Annotated in this window: 14 protein-coding genes; 6 read left to right on the top strand and 8 right to left on the bottom strand. The window is 53.5% G+C overall.

What is annotated here, in order from left to right; all coding sequences use genetic code 11:
• The first annotated feature begins 2 nt into the window (after positions 1-2).
• A complete protein-coding gene (locus ACQE32_RS03335) occupies positions 3-1,109 on the top strand; it encodes an FkbM family methyltransferase (RefSeq protein WP_427021339.1) in 1,107 nt (368 codons plus the stop codon).
• Between the two features lie 78 nt (positions 1,110-1,187).
• Here ACQE32_RS03335 and ACQE32_RS03330 read toward each other — a convergent pair whose 3' ends face one another.
• From ACQE32_RS03330 to ACQE32_RS03310, 5 genes are all read right to left on the bottom strand, one after another.
• Positions 1,188-2,336: a DegT/DnrJ/EryC1/StrS family aminotransferase gene (locus tag ACQE32_RS03330; protein WP_427021338.1), complete on the bottom strand. Its 1,149-nt coding sequence runs from the start codon at positions 2,334-2,336 to the stop codon at positions 1,188-1,190.
• A gap of 131 nt (positions 2,337-2,467) precedes the next feature.
• Entirely contained in the window at positions 2,468-5,944 is a 3,477-nt protein-coding gene (locus ACQE32_RS03325) for a glycosyltransferase family 2 protein (RefSeq protein ID WP_427021337.1), read from the bottom strand.
• A 170-nt stretch (positions 5,945-6,114) separates the two neighbouring features.
• Positions 6,115-9,810 (bottom strand): glycosyltransferase, encoded by a 3,696-nt coding sequence (locus ACQE32_RS03320; RefSeq protein WP_427021336.1) that lies wholly within the window; start codon positions 9,808-9,810, stop codon positions 6,115-6,117.
• Between the two features lie 193 nt (positions 9,811-10,003).
• The gene (locus ACQE32_RS03315; RefSeq protein ID WP_426972164.1) at positions 10,004-10,909 is read right to left on the bottom strand and encodes a flagellin; all 906 of its coding nucleotides are present in this window, start codon (positions 10,907-10,909) and stop codon (positions 10,004-10,006) included.
• A 203-nt stretch (positions 10,910-11,112) separates the two neighbouring features.
• The gene (locus ACQE32_RS03310; RefSeq protein WP_426972162.1) at positions 11,113-12,018 is read right to left on the bottom strand and encodes a flagellin; all 906 of its coding nucleotides are present in this window, start codon (positions 12,016-12,018) and stop codon (positions 11,113-11,115) included.
• A 252-nt stretch (positions 12,019-12,270) separates the two neighbouring features.
• On the opposite strand from ACQE32_RS03310, the gene fliD reads away from it, so the two are divergent.
• Genes fliD through fliT form a run of 3 tightly spaced genes read left to right on the top strand, consistent with a single transcriptional unit; the run spans position 12,271 to position 14,457 of the window.
• A complete protein-coding gene (gene fliD, locus ACQE32_RS03305; RefSeq protein WP_427021335.1) occupies positions 12,271-13,674 on the top strand; it encodes a flagellar filament capping protein FliD in 1,404 nt (467 codons plus the stop codon).
• A gap of 13 nt (positions 13,675-13,687) precedes the next feature.
• Complete coding sequence (fliS, locus tag ACQE32_RS03300) at positions 13,688-14,095, top strand: flagellar export chaperone FliS (protein WP_250650212.1); 408 nt, start codon at positions 13,688-13,690, stop codon at positions 14,093-14,095.
• Positions 14,095-14,457: a flagella biosynthesis regulatory protein FliT gene (fliT, locus tag ACQE32_RS03295; RefSeq protein ID WP_426980861.1), complete on the top strand. Its 363-nt coding sequence runs from the start codon at positions 14,095-14,097 to the stop codon at positions 14,455-14,457. The genes fliS and fliT overlap by 1 nt, the downstream gene beginning before the upstream one ends.
• A gap of 72 nt (positions 14,458-14,529) precedes the next feature.
• Here fliT and yedD read toward each other — a convergent pair whose 3' ends face one another.
• Positions 14,530-15,009: a lipoprotein YedD gene (yedD, locus tag ACQE32_RS03290; protein WP_426972157.1), complete on the bottom strand. Its 480-nt coding sequence runs from the start codon at positions 15,007-15,009 to the stop codon at positions 14,530-14,532.
• Between the two features lie 221 nt (positions 15,010-15,230).
• Between yedD and ACQE32_RS03285 the strand changes: the two genes are divergently transcribed.
• Positions 15,231-15,554, top strand: coding sequence for a DUF6388 family protein (locus ACQE32_RS03285; protein WP_250650215.1), 324 nt, complete (start codon positions 15,231-15,233; stop codon positions 15,552-15,554).
• A 183-nt stretch (positions 15,555-15,737) separates the two neighbouring features.
• Here the strand turns inward: ACQE32_RS03285 and iraP are convergent, their stop codons facing one another.
• On the bottom strand, positions 15,738-16,028 hold the full coding sequence (gene iraP, locus ACQE32_RS03280; protein WP_085071380.1) for an anti-adapter protein IraP: 291 nt from the start codon (positions 16,026-16,028) through the stop codon (positions 15,738-15,740).
• A gap of 187 nt (positions 16,029-16,215) precedes the next feature.
• Here iraP and ACQE32_RS03275 point away from each other — a divergent pair, with 187 nt between their 5' ends.
• On the top strand, positions 16,216-16,455 hold the full coding sequence (locus ACQE32_RS03275; protein ID WP_038625468.1) for a DinI-like family protein: 240 nt from the start codon (positions 16,216-16,218) through the stop codon (positions 16,453-16,455).
• Positions 16,456-16,502: 47 nt separating this feature from the next.
• On the opposite strand, the gene ACQE32_RS03270 is transcribed toward ACQE32_RS03275, so the two are convergent.
• The gene (locus ACQE32_RS03270; protein WP_167373296.1) at positions 16,503-16,649 is read right to left on the bottom strand and encodes a hypothetical protein; all 147 of its coding nucleotides are present in this window, start codon (positions 16,647-16,649) and stop codon (positions 16,503-16,505) included.
• Between the last annotated feature and the right edge of the window lie 117 nt (positions 16,650-16,766).

Genomic DNA, 16,766 nt, shown 5'->3' with positions numbered 1-16,766 from the left:
CGATGCGCTTCCTGGATTTAATCGTTGAGCAGCAAAACCATTTTCTTACCACCACTGCACGCATGCAGACCAATGGGCATCCCATCGTATTAATCGGCGCGGGGTGCCTGGCGCAAATGACCTGTAGCTTTATGCAGCGCGAGGCGCTGCGCATTGACCACATTGCGGTTAACCAACAATACTTAACCGCAGGCGCAACCTTTAATGAGTTTGAGCTGGAAGCTCTGGAGCACTTCATTCAGTCGGGCCAGCCCTGTAACTATATTATTGCGCTGCAGTTTGTCAGCGATGAATTTATTGCGCAGCTTTCTTCTCATGCAGCGGAAATATTGCTCTACGATCCGTCGTTTATCGGCGTTAATACGGATAGCTTTATTACCAGAGAATATTGTCAACAGCATGAAAGCGAATTTGATGCGCTTTATCAGCAGCTGGCAGATGACAAGTCTCGTCAAACGCTGGTCGCTTTTCTTAATCAACGTATTTGCGCCGAGCCAAAATATTATCAAACGGTCTTCGATCCTGATCATTATTTCCCAACGGATATTATTTCCCTGGGGAGTGATGAAGTGTTTGTGGACTGTGGCGCCTATAACGGCGACAGCATTGCCGCTTTCCTCGCGGCCATTGAGAAGCGTTCCCTGCCGCAGCCGCATAAAATCTATGGTTTTGAACCTGACAGCGGTAACTTCGCCAAACTCAGCGCAGCCACAGCGTCGCTGGGCTATTGCCACTGCTATAACAAGGGCGTCTGGAGCAGCACCACGACGCTGCATTTTGATTCAGGCAGAGCGCTGAGTTCAAAAATTTCTGATGATGAAAGCATGGCGAGTATCGATCTCATCACGATAGATGAAGTGACGGCTGGCGAAAAAGTCACCTTTATCAAGATGGATATTGAAGGCGCAGAGCTGGAAGCGTTGAAAGGCGCCAGCAGCAGCATCCAAAGCCACCGCCCTGTGCTGGCGATCAGCGCTTACCATAAGCCGGAAGATCTGCTGACGCTTCCGCATTACATCCAGAGCCTGGTGCCTGAATACCGCTTTTATTTACGCGCCCATCATTCGCTGCACGCCTTTGAACTGGTGCTGTACGCTATTGCTGATTGAGTGGTTCCCCCGTTATGGGGGAGCTTTCCATAAAAAAGGCGGCCTGTGGCCGCCTTTTTTATCACTGTCGCCGTACCGTCAGGCAGCATTAACCTGACTGGCGCGTATGATAATGTCGATGATGGTGTTCTGCTCCGCAGCAGTAAGATTAGGATGCACCGGCAGGCAGAGAACCTGCTGCGCAATCTGGCTGGCAACCGGCAGATTCTCAGGCGCTGAGGAATCATAACCCTTATACATAGGAAAATCGGAAATCAGCGGATAGAAATAGCGACGCACATAAATCCCCTGCTCTTTAAACAGGTTGTACAGGCCATCACGGGTTAGCGGAAAATGTCCTGGCTTAACAAATATCGGGCAGTAAGCGTAATTCCAGTCGGTGTTTTCCGGCAGCGGTAGCAGGTTCAGCCCGTGTACATGTGCCAGCGCCTGCTGATAGTTTTCATAAATCTCTTTACGAATGGCAAACGCGCGATCGACATGTTTCAGCTGTAGCAGACCAAAGGCTGCCTGGATCTCATTCATTTTGCCATTAATACCCGGCGCCACTACCGTGGTCTCATCAGCAAAACCAAAATTTTTCAGATAATCGATGCGGCGTTTGATTTTTTCATTGGGGCAGATAATTGCACCGCCCTCAAAGGTATTAAACACCTTGGTGGCATGGAAACTGACGATCGACAAATCCCCCTGATTCAGGATGCTGACGCCGCCCTGTTTCACGGCAAAGCAGTGCGCCGCGTCATAAATGACTTTTAAGCCATAGTTATCCGCAATGCGCTGGATCTTATCGGTTTCACAAGGGATGCCATAGCAGTGCACCGGCAAAATAGCGGTAGTCGCAGGGGTGATCGCCGCTTCGATTTTAGCCGGATCGAGATTGCAGGAGATCGGATCGATATCCACAAACACCGGCTTGATCCCGTTCCACAACAGGGAATGAGAGGTGGCGACGAAAGAGTATGGCGTGGTTATCACCTCACCGGTAATACGCAGCGCCTGCAGCGCGGTAACCAGCGCCAGCGTACCGTTAGCAAACAGACTAATATGCTGCACGCCCAGGTAATCAGCCAGCGCCTTTTCCAGCTCCTGATGATAGGGGCCGCCGTTAGTTAACTGTTTGCTCTGCCAGATGCTTTCAAGGTAAGGTAAAAATTCCTCAAGCGGCGGCATCAACGGACTGGTGACCAGTACATTGGGTAAAGGATTCTTTTCAGGGCTTTTCATTTATACACCTGCTTAATTCCGCTTCCAGTATCACGGCTACTGCCGCCCGTTGGCTGGCTGTTGCCAGCCCCGCACGTTGTCCGCCTTCGGACGCATGAGGCTCAGACTGAGCGTTAATCTATTGACCGTTATTATTCTTTTCCTGTTAGCGTTAGCGCCTGCAGAAAAAGCGTTTCCATGGCTTCTGCGCTGCTATACCGACGGGCAAACCACGCCGGGAAAGCCGCCGCCATTTGCCCGCTTTCCGCTGGCGCATCGCGACGCTGATCCAGCGCCAGGCGCCAGGCTTCCACACTGTTCTTTACCCGCCATGTGGGGAGCTCACTCGCCAGCGACGGGACATCACTACAGAGCGCCGGAATGCCCAGAGAGGCTAACTGCAACAAAATGAAGCTATCCTTAAAGCGGTTTTCATCACCGTTGCTGCGCGGCAGAACGGCAAACTCCACCGATAAACCGGCAAGCTGCGCCATCATGCGTGCCCCATCGCTACAGCGGTGCGTTTCACGTACGAAGGGCAGCCAGTCAGTGGGACAATCGCCCAAAATGATCCAGTCAAATACCGCTGCGCTCTGTGCTATCGCTGGTGCGATAAGCTGGCGCTCTTTTTCTGTCAGCAAACAGGTGGCGCAAAGCACGCGTCGTGTTGCACCGTTTGCTTTCCCCGATGATTTATCTTGCCACTGCGCCGTCAGAACATTGGGCAGAATAACGGCCTTTTTATGTCGCTTATTGAACCAATCAGCCTGCGCGCGGCTGTAAACCAGCCAGCTATCGATAAATTCCTGCTGTAGCAGCGGCTTCAGGCTGCGGGCCATCATTCTGCTGTCGGCAAGGTAAGCCACCCGAACACCGTGACTGGCTTTCACCTGCGCGATTGTACGGCGGGTTGCTTCATTCACTTCGCCGCTCAGTACGATACAGTCAGCCTGCAGACGCAGCAGTTCCGGCGCGGAAGGCGCGGTGGTGAGCAGCGTGAAATAGAATCGGCCACGCTGTGACAGCGTATGCAGCGTTTCCACCAGCCGCTGCGCATAGCTATCCATCGCGCCATCTTGTATGACCACGATGTAAGGGATGCCGTAATGCCGGAGTGGACGCCAGCGGGCGGTAAGCTGCGTATCCGGCGCGAAAAGCCGTTCGGTCAGGCTGTAGGCGCAGTGATAAGTCGCATCCTGAGCCAGAGCCGGCAGCCAGCGTTGATAAAAACCATCCAGCTCCAATGAAGGCTGTGGTAAAAAACGAGCGGGATAGCCGCTAATGGTCGCCTCGCTGGCGATCAGGCTGTAAGGGGTGCAGACCAGCAGCAGGCCCGCCTGCGCCACTTGCAAACAGAAATCGATTTCCGCCAGCAGCGGCAATGTGAACTGAGGATCGAAACCGCCAATATGCTGCCAGACGCTGCGGCGGATAAGCAGGCAGTGCGATGAAAGCGCCGCGCAGTGAGTCGAACTGTGCAGACGTGACAGATGTCCGCCGCTACCCCACCGCTCGCCATAACCCACGGGAAAGGCCAGGCCATTAACACCAAGAATATAGCCCGCGGAAAGCAGCTGTTGCTCAAAGTTGATTATCTGCGGTGCCACGCAGCCTACCTCCGGGCGCAACGCATCGCTGGCCAGCGCGTTCAGCCAGTTCGACATCACAAAAACCGAGTTTGCATCGAGCAGCAGCAGGTACTCGCCCTGCGCTTCAGCGGCAGCAGCATTGATGCAAAGCGTGGATCGATCCTCCGTCACATTAATCAGGCGTACCGGAAGATTACCGCCTGCCAACTGCTGTAGCCAAAGGGTGATATCCTGCGGCGTCTGCGGCTGCGTCACGATCAGTAATTCATAATTTGCCCACCGCGTCTGCTCAAAAAAGGTCGTCAGGCAGCGCTGTAGCTGCGCCAGGTTATCGCCGGCCAGCAGAATCGCTGACAGAGAAAACGCAGGCTGTAAATCATACTGCAAACGCCAGGGTTTCCCCGGCTGGCCCTCTACTGTGCCTTGCAGATAGCCGCGCTGATGCAGGTAACCGCGTAACAGCGCCTGCTGCTCCGGCGATGCGTCAAACTCACAGGCGGCCGCCGGCACCAGCGTCACCGTCTCGGTCAAATGACCAATCGCGCCGATATCATATTGCGCGATCATTTTAAGCACCGCGTCCAGTTCAAAGCTGTGCGGGAAACCGGTATCAAAACCGCCGGTCGAGATCAATGCGTCGCGCTGGAAGAAAGCACGTTGCAGATAAAGCCGTGGTGCGCTTAAGAAGAGATCGAGGTTAAAGTCCGGCTTGAAATGGGGAGACATCTCGCCATCCGCCAGCAGCAGCATCTCATCAGCGTAAACGATCGCCAGATTGTCCAGGCTGCCAAGCGCATCGCTTGCCAGCAGCAGCCCCTGCGCGCTGTATTGCGTCCCGGCTGGCACAGATTGTAGCCAGTCAAACGCCTGCTGCTGTGACAGCTCCGCCACCATCGCCATCCAGGCGGAAGCTGTACTCTGTTGAACCAGCGGATCGTCGCTAAGCGGAAGCGCGCTGTCGCTAACCAGCAACACCCGACTGCCGGTTAGCTGACGCAGCTGCGGCAGTAATGTCTCCAGCGTTTTGCTTACGGCATCAACCGTTTCATTATCCTGATGGATAACAATCAATAACCGGCGACCCGCGACCGGCTGAAGCTCAAGTCGCTCGCGCTCACCAGGCGTTAGCGTGCGCTGCATCAGCCAGACGGGTAGTGAACGCTGCTGCCGTTCATCAGCTACCTTTTGCGCCTGCCGTTGAGTTTGGTGAAGAAAATGCTGTAGTTGCCGATCGCTTTCGGCCCGCTGAGACAAAAAATAGTCACGCACCTTGTACAGATCACGGCGCACCCCGGCAATGGCTTCGGGAGAGGGATCCCAGCTAAAACCGGCACCGCCGTTATCCTTTAAGGTATCCGGGGTAATCGCGTACTGTTCATATCCGGGTGCCGTCAGCGCCACCACCGGGCTTCCACACAGAATCGCCAGCGCACAGGTGCCGGAGGATTCATACGAATAGAGTACGCGCGTGCGCTTCAACACTGCCGCCAGTTCCTGTAGCGACAGCGGGTTACGCATAGAAAGGATCTGGATACCCGGCGGCAGCAGCGAAAAATCTACCGCTGATTCAGGCACGCGGTTGAGATAGAGCAGATCGCGATCCTTATCGGGGTTATCGTCGCAGAACAGATCCAGGTCAAAGCTTTCAATACGCAGAATGTCTGGATTAACCGCTTTCTCAGCAAACTCTTTGCGATACCAAAAGAAGAGATCGTCCGGCCCCTCTTCAAGACGATTTTTCATAATCACGCCTTCGCGATTAAGCATATAGCGCACGCATACCGGCGCGGAAAGCGGATTCCCCGAGGTAACTTCTGGATATACGGCGATATAGGGCTGACCGCTGTGGATGATTGCATGCCAGCTCTCTTCATCCAGGCGCGGCGTATTCCATTGCGGATTAACCGTGCAGCCCACCATCCAGGCCTTCCCGCCCTGCTGGTTAATCATATGACCAAGCTGATGCATGACCTGAATCCCCTGGGAAGATTCACGATAGTCCGGTGCCATAATCAAATAAGGGAAGGTGAGCGATTGCATAATATTCTCAGCAGGTTGTGGTAACCGACGTTCAAAGACGTCGGTCTTTCGTTCAAAAAACTCAGCGGGAAGAAACCATTGCGCCCGCTAAAAAGAAAAAACCGACACGGTTAATCCGGCGCAGCACTGTGCAGTATTGACGGGTGTCGGTTATGGCACCCGCAGGTAAATTACTGCGGCGTAAGCCACGCCTGCTGCCAGTCATCCAGACCGCTGCCGCGCAAATACCATTGCTGGTGGATCGCTTCGCGTAGCGCATCGCCCTGACGGCGGGTTGCTGCCATATCGTTTAGATGCGCGCGTATCGCCGCCATCCAGTCTTTGAAACGGTTCTCAACCAGCGTTACCGGCAGACCGCAACGATAAGGTTCAATGTCGGTGGCGATGATTGGCACCCCACAGGTGCCGATCTCCAGCAGCCGCAGGTTACTTTTACATTCGTTGAACTGATTAATTTCCAGCGGCACTAACGCCAAATCCAGATTCAGGCTGGCCAGTTTTTCCGGGTACATCTCAAAAGGTACGCCCGGATGGAACTCACACTGGATGCCGCGCGGCTTCATGCCCATAAACACCCACTCCACCTCGCCTTCCAGCGCTTTGATGATCGGTAATAATATTTCCAGGTCGCCCGCGTGCGAGCTGCCGCCAGCCCAGCCGATACGCACTTTGCGCCCCGTACCGCGCTCGCTAAGCAGATGTCCCCATTGCCCTTCGGCAAGACGGTTCTGCGCAATGCGAATATCGTGATGGAAACGGCTATAGGCTTCAGCCAGCGGCGCAGTCGAGACGACAATCCAGTCAGCGCTTTCCATCACCTTGCGCAGGTTTTTCACCATATTTTGGGGGAAGTGTTTGCGGCTGCCGTTTTTCAACGGCACATTCAGCAGATAATCATCATATTCCACCACGATTTTGGCATCGCACACCTCGCGATACTGCGCCATGATGGCCGGGAAGCGGCTGCCGCTCAGCAGTTCCAGCAGGATCACATCGGGCTGCAGCTGTGCGGCTTCCATCACGCCGGGAATACCGTGGATCAGACCGCCTTCTGCCAGCAAATTGCTTTCCAGCGCTTTAAACGGCTGAACGACGCGATGATGGCCGCAGCCCTGCCAGTTCACATGGTTTGCCAGGATCACCGGCAGCGGTCGCCCCGGTAACGGCGGCTGAAAGCGTGCCGTACCCGGCCCTACGCTAAAAGCTTTGCCCATGCGCTGCATACGCGGATGATAGCTGGCATCATTCAGCAGCGCGCCTTTCCATTGAGCGCGCAGCGTGGCGTAGTCCGGCAGTAATGGACGTTCCTGCACCTGAAATTTTTCCGCCAGCAGCCGCGTTGCGCCGCCCATATGCCTGACGCGCGCCCAGGGCGTCCAGACATTAAGATAACCCTGCTGAACGGCCCGCAGCCCTAAATCCACATCGGCAAAATAGAGCGGATAGCGTTCTGCGTCGAAGCCGCCAAGGCTGAAAAAGACCTCCCTGCGTACCATCATGCAGGCGGCGCTAACGGCGGTCAGGTTATGCGCGGTTTTCAGATAGCCGTGATAGCCTTGACTCTCATTCGCCGCCCCTTCCCATGGGCTATCCACACCGTTGCGGACGCCCAGCAGATAGCCGCCGTGCTGTACGCGACCATCCTGAAACTCCAGACGTCCTCCCACCAGCGCGATTTCCGGCCTTAACGCCTGTTCCAGCAGCGCATCAAGCCATTCGCCCTCGATGATTTGACAGTCATTATTTAAAAACAGCAGCAGGTCGCCGCGTGCCTGTTCTGCGGCAGCGTTATTGATCGCCGCATAGTTAAACGGCGCGTCGTAGCGCAGCACGCGGATCTGTTCTACGCCCAGCGCCTGCAGGTCATTCAGAAAGCGGCAAGCCTGCTGGTCAGTTGACTGATTATCAACAATTAATAATTCATAACGTTGATAGCGCGTACTCTCCATCAGGCTTTCAATACAGGCTTTTAACAACGCAAAATGATCGCGCGTGGGAATGATGATTGAAACCAGCGGCTGGCTTTCCCAACGGTAGCGCACCCGTTGCGTTGTCGGCGTCAGCCCCGGCTCCAGCGTGGCCGCAATGCCCAGCCGTTGCAGATGCGCGGCTACCATCCGTTGATATTCATCCCGCACCTCTTCCCGCTCCGCCCACTCCCTGATGCGATCGTTGCTTTTTACCAGCACTTCCGGCAGATGACCCAGCGCGCCAGCGCCCTGCTGTTCCACGGCTCGCCACAGCAGATCGAACAGGCCGAGATGCGGATAATCCGCAGATAAGGCACCCAGCGCCTGCGCCGTTGGGCGACTGAACAGCAGTGTGCGCCCGATATAAGGTGTACTGCGTAACAGATCGATATTCACATCGGGTCGCAGCACCACGTCGGGCTCGCTGATACCGTCGCTATACATTTCATCCATATACCAGAATGGCGTTGCGGGCTGACGTAAGCGCTGCTCCGCCAGCAATAGCAGCGCATCCGGCAACAGCTCGTCGCCTGCCGACAACACCAGCAATGCTTCAGCGGATGAGTGATTTATTAATCGGTTGAGCTCAGCTGGCCAGCCCAGTGCGCAGCGGGCGACCTCGCCTTCTGCCAGGGTTAAATCAGCCACGCTGAAAATATCGATACTCACCGGCGGCCATGACTGCTGCATCACCGAAGCAAGCGAACGTTGAGATCGGGCACTGTCGCCCTGCTCATCGATAATAGCCACGCCAATGCTGCCGCTTTCCGGCAGTGACTGTACAAACGCCTGCAGTGCCTGACGACGCGTATCGCTGATGCGGCGATCTTCCAGCCAGCGCTCCATGGAGTAGTTTTTGTTATCCGCCGCAGCCAGTACCGTCTGGCTATGAAAACGCAGCGCATAAAGGGATTTTTCATCCGCCTTCCAGCTCTTAGCGACCAGCGGCGCGCTGATCAGCGCCTCAAGCAGAGAGGAGATGCTCCATTTCTGCTGGTGCGCCGCCTGCTGTTGGCGTGACCATTTTGCTGCCGCCGTAAATCCTTGCATCAGCAGCTCAAGCCACTCATCAGCATCCGGACAGGATCGCAGGTTGACCGCCGTAAAGTGCTCACCTTCCCAGCGGGCAATATTCTCTGCGCCAAGGTAGCCTTCCACATAGCCGCCAGCTGCGAGAAACAGCGGGATCCCCAGCGCCAGCGCTTTAGGCGCAATCTCTTCGCTGCCGATAACCACATCATACTTCTCCAGCCAGTCAGGCTGAATGCGGCTGACCGGCTGGCTGTTATCAAACCATTCCAGCTGAATACCTGCCGCGCTGAGCCGCTGCTGAACTTCATACATTTCCGCTGACATTTCTGGCGCTACGTAAAGCACCCGCTGCAGCGTAGATAAAATACGGGTAGGTTGATAAGCGGCGAAAACGGGTGCGACGGTATAAGGCAGTGGGTGTAACTGCTGCGGCGCAACGCCGGTGGCTAACAGGCGTTCAGTGACCAGCGGCGACAGCGATAACGTGCGTGAAGCGAGCTGATTTTCCAGCGTCACGCCGTAGGGAATATAGAGATCGTTGTAGTCGCTGAAGTGGCGGAAAATAACCGGCGCGCTGGCGGATAGCTCGCTGATCGCCTCCAGCAATTTACCGCTGAAAAATCCTTTATAGATCCAGATGAGCGTATAACTGTCGGCCAGCGCGCCCTGCTTATCCGTAATCAGGCGGAAAGCGCCGCTTTGCGTCAACCGCATCAGTTCGCCAGCCAGCGCCTTGCCTGCGCTGTGGGCAACGATATCGATCTGCCATCCCTGCGACAGCAACGCATCAATAATGTCGAGTATTTCGTTGTTATGCAGCGAATACGCTTCAAAACGATCGATGCTGATTAATAGCCTGCTCATCTGACATCCTCTTAATTAACGACGGTTTTCCTGTGGGCCAGGGCAGCACAGGTTACCGGTGACGATCTATTGTCAAGCAGCAGAGGGCAAGATGAGGGGCAGATTAACCCCCTTAAAAGCGCTTAGTTTTGCCGATTAGGCAAAAAAAAACGCCCTCGTATGAGGGCGTTGTCGGATGCGTAATTGATAACAATTAACGCAGCAGGGACAGCATGGTCTGCGGAACCTGGTTGGCCTGAGCCAGTACGGAGCTGCCAGCCTGCTGCAGGATCTGCGCGCGGGACATGTTAGACACTTCCGTTGCGTAGTCAGAATCCTGAATACGGCTGCGGGCTGCTGACAGGTTGTTTACCGTGTTGTTCAGGTTAGTGATGGTGGACTCAAAACGGTTCTGAGACGCACCCAGCAGGCTGCGCTGGTTGTCAACCGCTTTGATGGCCTTATCGATGTCTGCCAGCGGAGCGCCGTCGGTGGTGCCGCCAGAAGTCACAGTACCGCTCAGAACGTCAAAGCCTTTCGCTTCAGTAACACGAGCGTTACCGTTGATGGTCTGGCCAGAAGTCTGAGACGTTGTACCAGAAGCGTTGTTCAGGTTGTAGTCGTTGCTTGAGCTCAGGCTGATAGCGATGGTTTCGCCATCTTTAGCGCCAACCTGGAAGCTGTAGCTGCTTGAACCAGAACCGGTGTTCAGTACTTTGATGCCGTTAAAGTCAGTCTGCTCGGTTACGCGGTTGATCTCTTCCATACGCTGGTTAACTTCAGCCTGGATGGAGTCGATGTCAGAAGCAGAGTTGGAGCTGTTCTGCGCCTGAACGGTCAGGTCACGTACGCGCTGCAGGTTGTTGTTGATTTCGCTCAGCGCGCCTTCAGCGGTCTGCGCCAGAGAGATACCGTCGTTAGCGTTACGTGCTGCCACGCCAAGACCGTTGATGTTGGAGGTGAAGCGGTTAGCGATCGCCTGACCAGCAGCGTCATCTTTTGCACTGTTGATACGCAGGCCAGAAGACAGGCGCTCGATCGCGGTGCCCAGAGAAGACTGAGATTTGCTCAGGTTGTTCTGAGTCATCAGCGACAGAGTGTTAGTATTAATAACTGCCATGATAAGTATCCTTTAAGTTAAATTAGGGTTCGGCATTTGGCCTGCGGCTTCATCACCGTCATAAATGTTATCGACAACGTTAAGCAGGACTTTAGGTTTTTTTTGCAACTTCGCTAAATTAATTAATGCAGGTAAACGATAATCAACCGCTAAAAAAAACGCCCTCGTAATGAGGGCGTTGTCGGATGCGTAATTGATAACAATTAACGCAGCAGGGACAGCATGGTCTGCGGAACCTGGTTGGCCTGAGCCAGTACGGAGCTGCCAGCCTGCTGCAGGATCTGCGCGCGGGACATGTTAGACACTTCCGTTGCGTAGTCAGAATCCTGAATACGGCTGCGGGCTGCTGACAGGTTGTTTACCGTGTTGTTCAGGTTAGTGATGGTGGACTCAAAACGGTTCTGAGACGCACCCAGCAGGCTGCGCTGGTTGTCAACCGCTTTGATGGCCTTATCGATGTCTGCCAGCGGGTTACCGTCGGTGCCGCCGCCAGAAGTCACGGTGCCGCTCAGAACGTCAAAGCCTTCAGCATTGGTGGTACGTGCGTTGCCGTTGATGGTCTGAGAAGAAACATCACCCGTCGCGCTGGAGGTGTTGAACAGGTTGTAGTCGTTGCTTGAGCTCAGGCTGATAGAGATAGTTTCATCATCTTTAGAACCTACCTGGAAGCTGTAGCTGCTTGAGCCAGAACCGGTGTTCAGCACTTTGATGCCGTTAAAGTCAGTCTGCTTGGTTACGCGATCGATTTCTTCCATACGCTGGTTAACTTCAGCCTGGATAGAGTCGATGTCAGAAGCAGAGTTGGAGCTGTTCTGCGCCTGAACGGTCAGGTCACGTACGCGCTGCAGGTTGTTGTTGATTTCGCTCAGCGCGCCTTCAGCGGTCTGCGCCAGAGAGATACCGTCGTTAGCGTTACGTGCTGCCACGCCAAGACCGTTGATGTTAGAGGTGAAGCGGTTAGCGATCGCCTGACCTGCTGCGTCATCTTTTGCGCTATTGATACGCAGGCCAGAAGACAGGCGCTCGATCGCGGTGCCCAGAGAAGACTGAGATTTGCTCAGGTTGTTCTGAGTCATCAGCGACAGGGTGTTAGTATTAATTACTGCCATGATGTTTTTCCTTTAAAAAATGGTTCAGATTCAGGCATCTGTTCTACGGCTTCATCACCGTCAACCTCATTATCGTCAGCGCTAAAACAACCTTTAGAAAAATTTTCAAAAAATTCGCAAACGGGTAAAAGCCGGAAGTGCAATAAAGAAGGGCTTTTTATCTGCCCATTGATTTTTTTATCCAGGGCTAAGCTTTTACCAGACGCTGCCGATACCCTCTCCAGTGATAGTCAACCAACGAAGGATTACAACATGGCAAGTGTTAGCTCTCTCGGTGCGGGAACCAGCCTCGATCTGCAATCATTGTATGACAGCCTGGAGACATCAGAAAAAACACGCCTGACCCCGATCACCACCCAGCAGAGTTCCTATAAAGCGAAGCTGACGGCCTGGGGCATCGTGCAAACATCGCTGTCAAAATTGCAGACCGCTGCTGATAAGCTGAAGGATACCTCCAGCATCGCGTCAACCAAGGTCAGCAGCACTAACACCGCTTTTAGCGCAACGCTGGCTAACAGCGCGACGGCAGGCAACTATTCGGTGGAAGTCACAGCGTTGGCTAAAGCACAGTCGCTGCTCTCTAAATCTGCCACCAGCAAAGATACGGATCTCGGTGACAGCGCGATGGCTTCGCGCACGATTACTATTGCGCAAAGCGGTCAGGAAAAGCCGATGACCGTGACGCTGACGCAGGATAAAACCAGCCTGGCGGATATTCGCGACGCAATTAACCAGCAACAGGGCAGTGTTACCGCCAGCATTATCAAGTCTGACGACAATACCTATTATCTGTCGCTGACTTCACGCGATACCGGCACCGCTAATGAGATGACGATCACCACCGACGACAGCTCGCTGGCACAGTACCTTGGCTATGACAAAGCTGCGACGACCAATGGGATGACTCAACAGGTCGCTGCCGCCGACGCTCAGCTGACGATCAACGGCGTGGCGATCACGCGCAGCAGCAATACTATTACCGATGCGCCAGAAGGGGTCACCCTGACGCTGACGAAAACCAACGCCGGTAGCCCGGAAACGCTGACGGTGGAAAAAGATAACCAGCCGATGGTTGATGCGGTGCAGGCTTACGTTGATGCCTACAACTCACTGCAAACCACCATCTCTAACCAGACTAAATATACTGCGGTTGATCAGGGCAACGGCGCTCAAAATACCAGCAATGGCGATCTGTTGGGCGACGGCACGCTGCGTAATATCCAGACGCGCCTGCGTTCAACGCTCTCCACCTCGCAGGCCGGCGGCGATTTTACGCTGCTGTCGCAAATTGGCGTGACGCAGGATATTAACGGCAAACTGACGGTAGATAGCGATAAGCTGAACAAGGCGCTGGATGAAAAAGCGACCAGCGTAGCGACGTTCCTGTCAGGCGACGGCAGCACTACCGGTTTCGCAACACAAGTTAGCGCCCAGTTAAAGTCTATCCTGGCGTCTGACGGCTCAATCCAGCGTGCGGAAGACGGCATTAATACTACGCTGAAACGCCTGTCCGAACAGTATGATCGCGTCACCAAGCAGATTGAGGCGACGATGGCACGCTATAAAACACAATTTACCAGTTTAAGCACCTTAGTCTCATCGATGACGCAGACCGGGAACTATCTGACCCAACAGTTCAGTGCGATGAATAAATAACCAGAGGATTAAAATGTACGCAAAATCGGGAATCCAGGCCTACGCCCAGGTTGGCGTTGAAAGTGCCGTGATGAGCGCCACTCCGCATCAGCTGGTGGTATTGCTATTTGATGGCGCGTTAAGCGCCATGAAAAAAGCGGCCATTTTGATGGATCAGGGCGACATTCCCGGTAAAGGTCAGGCGCTCTCTAAAGCCATCAACATTATCACCAATGGTTTGCGTGCCGGCCTGAATCATGAGGCTGGTGGCGAAATTGCAGCGAATCTCGACGGTTTGTATGACTATATGACCCGCCGTTTGCTGCATGCCAACCTGCATAATGATCCGGAGGCTATTAGCGAAGTGGAAAGGCTACTAACCAATATTGCCGATGCCTGGAAAGAGATCGGTCCGAATGCGCAAGCTACCCAGGAAGCCTGATGATGTCAGCTAATGTTGATTTGCTTCGTCGTTATCAGCAGTTGCTGATGCTCAGTAATACCATGTTGACGCTGGCGAAGCAGAGTCAATGGGATGAGCTGATCGGTCATGAAGTAGGTTATATCCAGGCGGTGGAAAGCGTGACGCAGGCAGCAGCAGGTACTCCCCTGCCCGCTGCGATGCAGACGCAAATTCGTCCATTGCTGAAACAGCTGCTGGATAATGAAAAGCTGATTAAAGATTTGCTGATTAATCGGATGGATGAGCTACGCTCACTGGTTAATCAGGGTAATCAGCAGAAAAACGTCACCTCCGCCTATAGCCGTTTTTCCGGTAATGTCCTGCACCCTTCCGACCTGTAAATGAGGGTGACGGATCGAAGCCTGGGCGAAAAAAGTTAACAGATGACACGCGCTTGCGTGTCATCGCCTTTTTTACGGCTGCCGTTTAGCGGGCTGCGTGGCAAAAACAGCACGCATATTCTGCGGCTCAATGTTCTGGATAACCGCCGCATTTGGCTGAAGCGCAACCTGCTCCAGCGCTTGTTGGCATTCAATCGTGGGCTGCTGGACTTTCTTCAGCGTCAGTTTGTCGTAATGTAACTCACTGCCCTCAAGCTCCAGCGGCATAACGCGCAGCTGCCTGTTAACGTTTACGTATTTTCCATTCAGCAGCGTTAGCTTGCCTGGTTTTGCGATGACCCGCTGCCACTGACGACAATCCAGCGTATCTCCCTCGGCAGTAATAATCAGGCTTCCCATAGCGCGATCGCTAATCAACCCGCTCTGCGGCCCGATAGTTTGCCAGTAACCTTGCAGATTGGCCGGAGCAGGTGTTTTTACCGCCTGCTGGTATTGATTGATCTGTGCACAGCCCGTCAGCGCCAGCGCGCCCAACAGCATCCACTTTTTCATTCTGGCTCCCTAAACTTCATTTGATGGCGGCTACGTTATAATTTTTCCCCCTGCCAGCGCAAGAAACTTGCGCATCAGTCAGGTTAATGCAGGTGATTAAGGACATTTTTCCCCACCCCGCCCGGGCAGTGAGTAACTTTGCGGCGGTTAAATGGCGATCGCCTGACAGCTGCGTCGCCTCAGGTTACACTTAACACCATCTTTATTTACAGGTTACGCCCATGAAAACGCCTCAAGAGTATTATGCTATCGCCCGTTCAATGTTTTTGTCAGCCCATCCTGACTTTCAGGCTGCCCTTGATGGCCTGACGCAGGAAGAAGCAGACGGGTTTAATATGTCGCTGGCACAGTATCGCAGTATGCAGGCGGATCGGTTTTATGCCGCGTTTCTGCGGGCTAAAAATCAGGATGCCATTCTGTTTTCTATTCAGCTGGCGGAACCTGATAAAGAAGTAGCGATTCAGGCAATCGAAGCCTATCTGCAAGAGCACGCGGCAGCACTGGGGATGACGTGGGAAGAGTTTTGCCAGAAAAATGATTTATAAGGGCTAAATAATTTATCGTAAAATGCGTCAATAACGATGCCGCACCGTCGGATTAGCAGCAGATAAGATTGTAGAGAAGGATTTTTATCTGACCTTTCCGGTAACAGAATCACGCCAAACTTTGCAAGCGTGCATCGTACTGCCTCTGAAGATGTCGCTGGATCAACACCTTCAGAGGTTGTTTTAACTTCGCTCTACCACGTCTTCATCAATATAGCGCGTTACCGCCAGCAAACGGTTAATGTGCGTTAAAAGCAAATCGATATCAGACTGGATCACATCGGGCGATGCCCGCGAAGCAGCCAGTATGGCGTTGCTAATGTTCTTTTCGATGCTGTCAGATCCTTCTTTCCCGGCAGTTAACAACAGCGCGGCAACCAGCAGTGATTGTGCCTCCACCTGCGCTGTAAGTTCTTTGGCTTCCACATCCATTTTTGCCAGTTTCATCAAAATATCGATGACAAGGTGTTTCATGGTGATCCCCTTTTAGTTTTGCGAACGAAACTACCACGCAAATGGTGCAAGTTGTATAAGACAATACGTAAAGCAACCAGAATAATGATTTCTGATGTGCGCGTTAAAAAATGCATTTGATACTGTTTGCATATCCAGTATGATAACGGATGCTTCGAGCGGTGCCGAATCAAGAGGATTGCTACCCATGTTTGTTGAACTGATTTATGACAAGCGCAACGTTGCCGGGCTACCTGGCGCGCATGAACTTATTCTGGAAGAGCTGCAAAAAAGAATTCATCGCACTTTCCCGGATGCAGAGGTAAAAGCTAAGGCTATGCAGCGTAACGCCATTGAAAGCGACGCCAGCAAAAGCGATAAATCGATTATTATCCGCATTGTTGAAGAGATGTTTGATGAAGCGGATATGTGGCTGGTAGCGGAATAACCTGTCTGTCAGATAAAGAAACCGCCCTTTGGGGCGGTTTTTTTTGACTAGATTACCGTACTGGGATCCTGGCCTTCATCGTCATCATCTTCCAGCGGATCGGCATCGTCATCGTCGTCAGCGATTTCGTCCGGCGTTTGCGGTACGGGCTCATCATCTTCTAACGGATCATTTACATCAGGACGCTCTGACATTTTAACCTCCAGTAACCCGACAGGGGCTTAATAAGTGTAGGCGGTGGCCGTAGATAATCGGGCAAGAAATTTATCTCTTGTCGATGCGGTCACAGTTAATGCGTCTGGCCTGTCGTT

This window comes from Pantoea sp. FN0302, from assembly GCF_050113775.1.
Lineage (GTDB): Bacteria > Pseudomonadota > Gammaproteobacteria > Enterobacterales > Enterobacteriaceae > Mixta > Mixta alhagi.
This window is presented reverse-complemented; position numbering and strand designations above follow the sequence as displayed.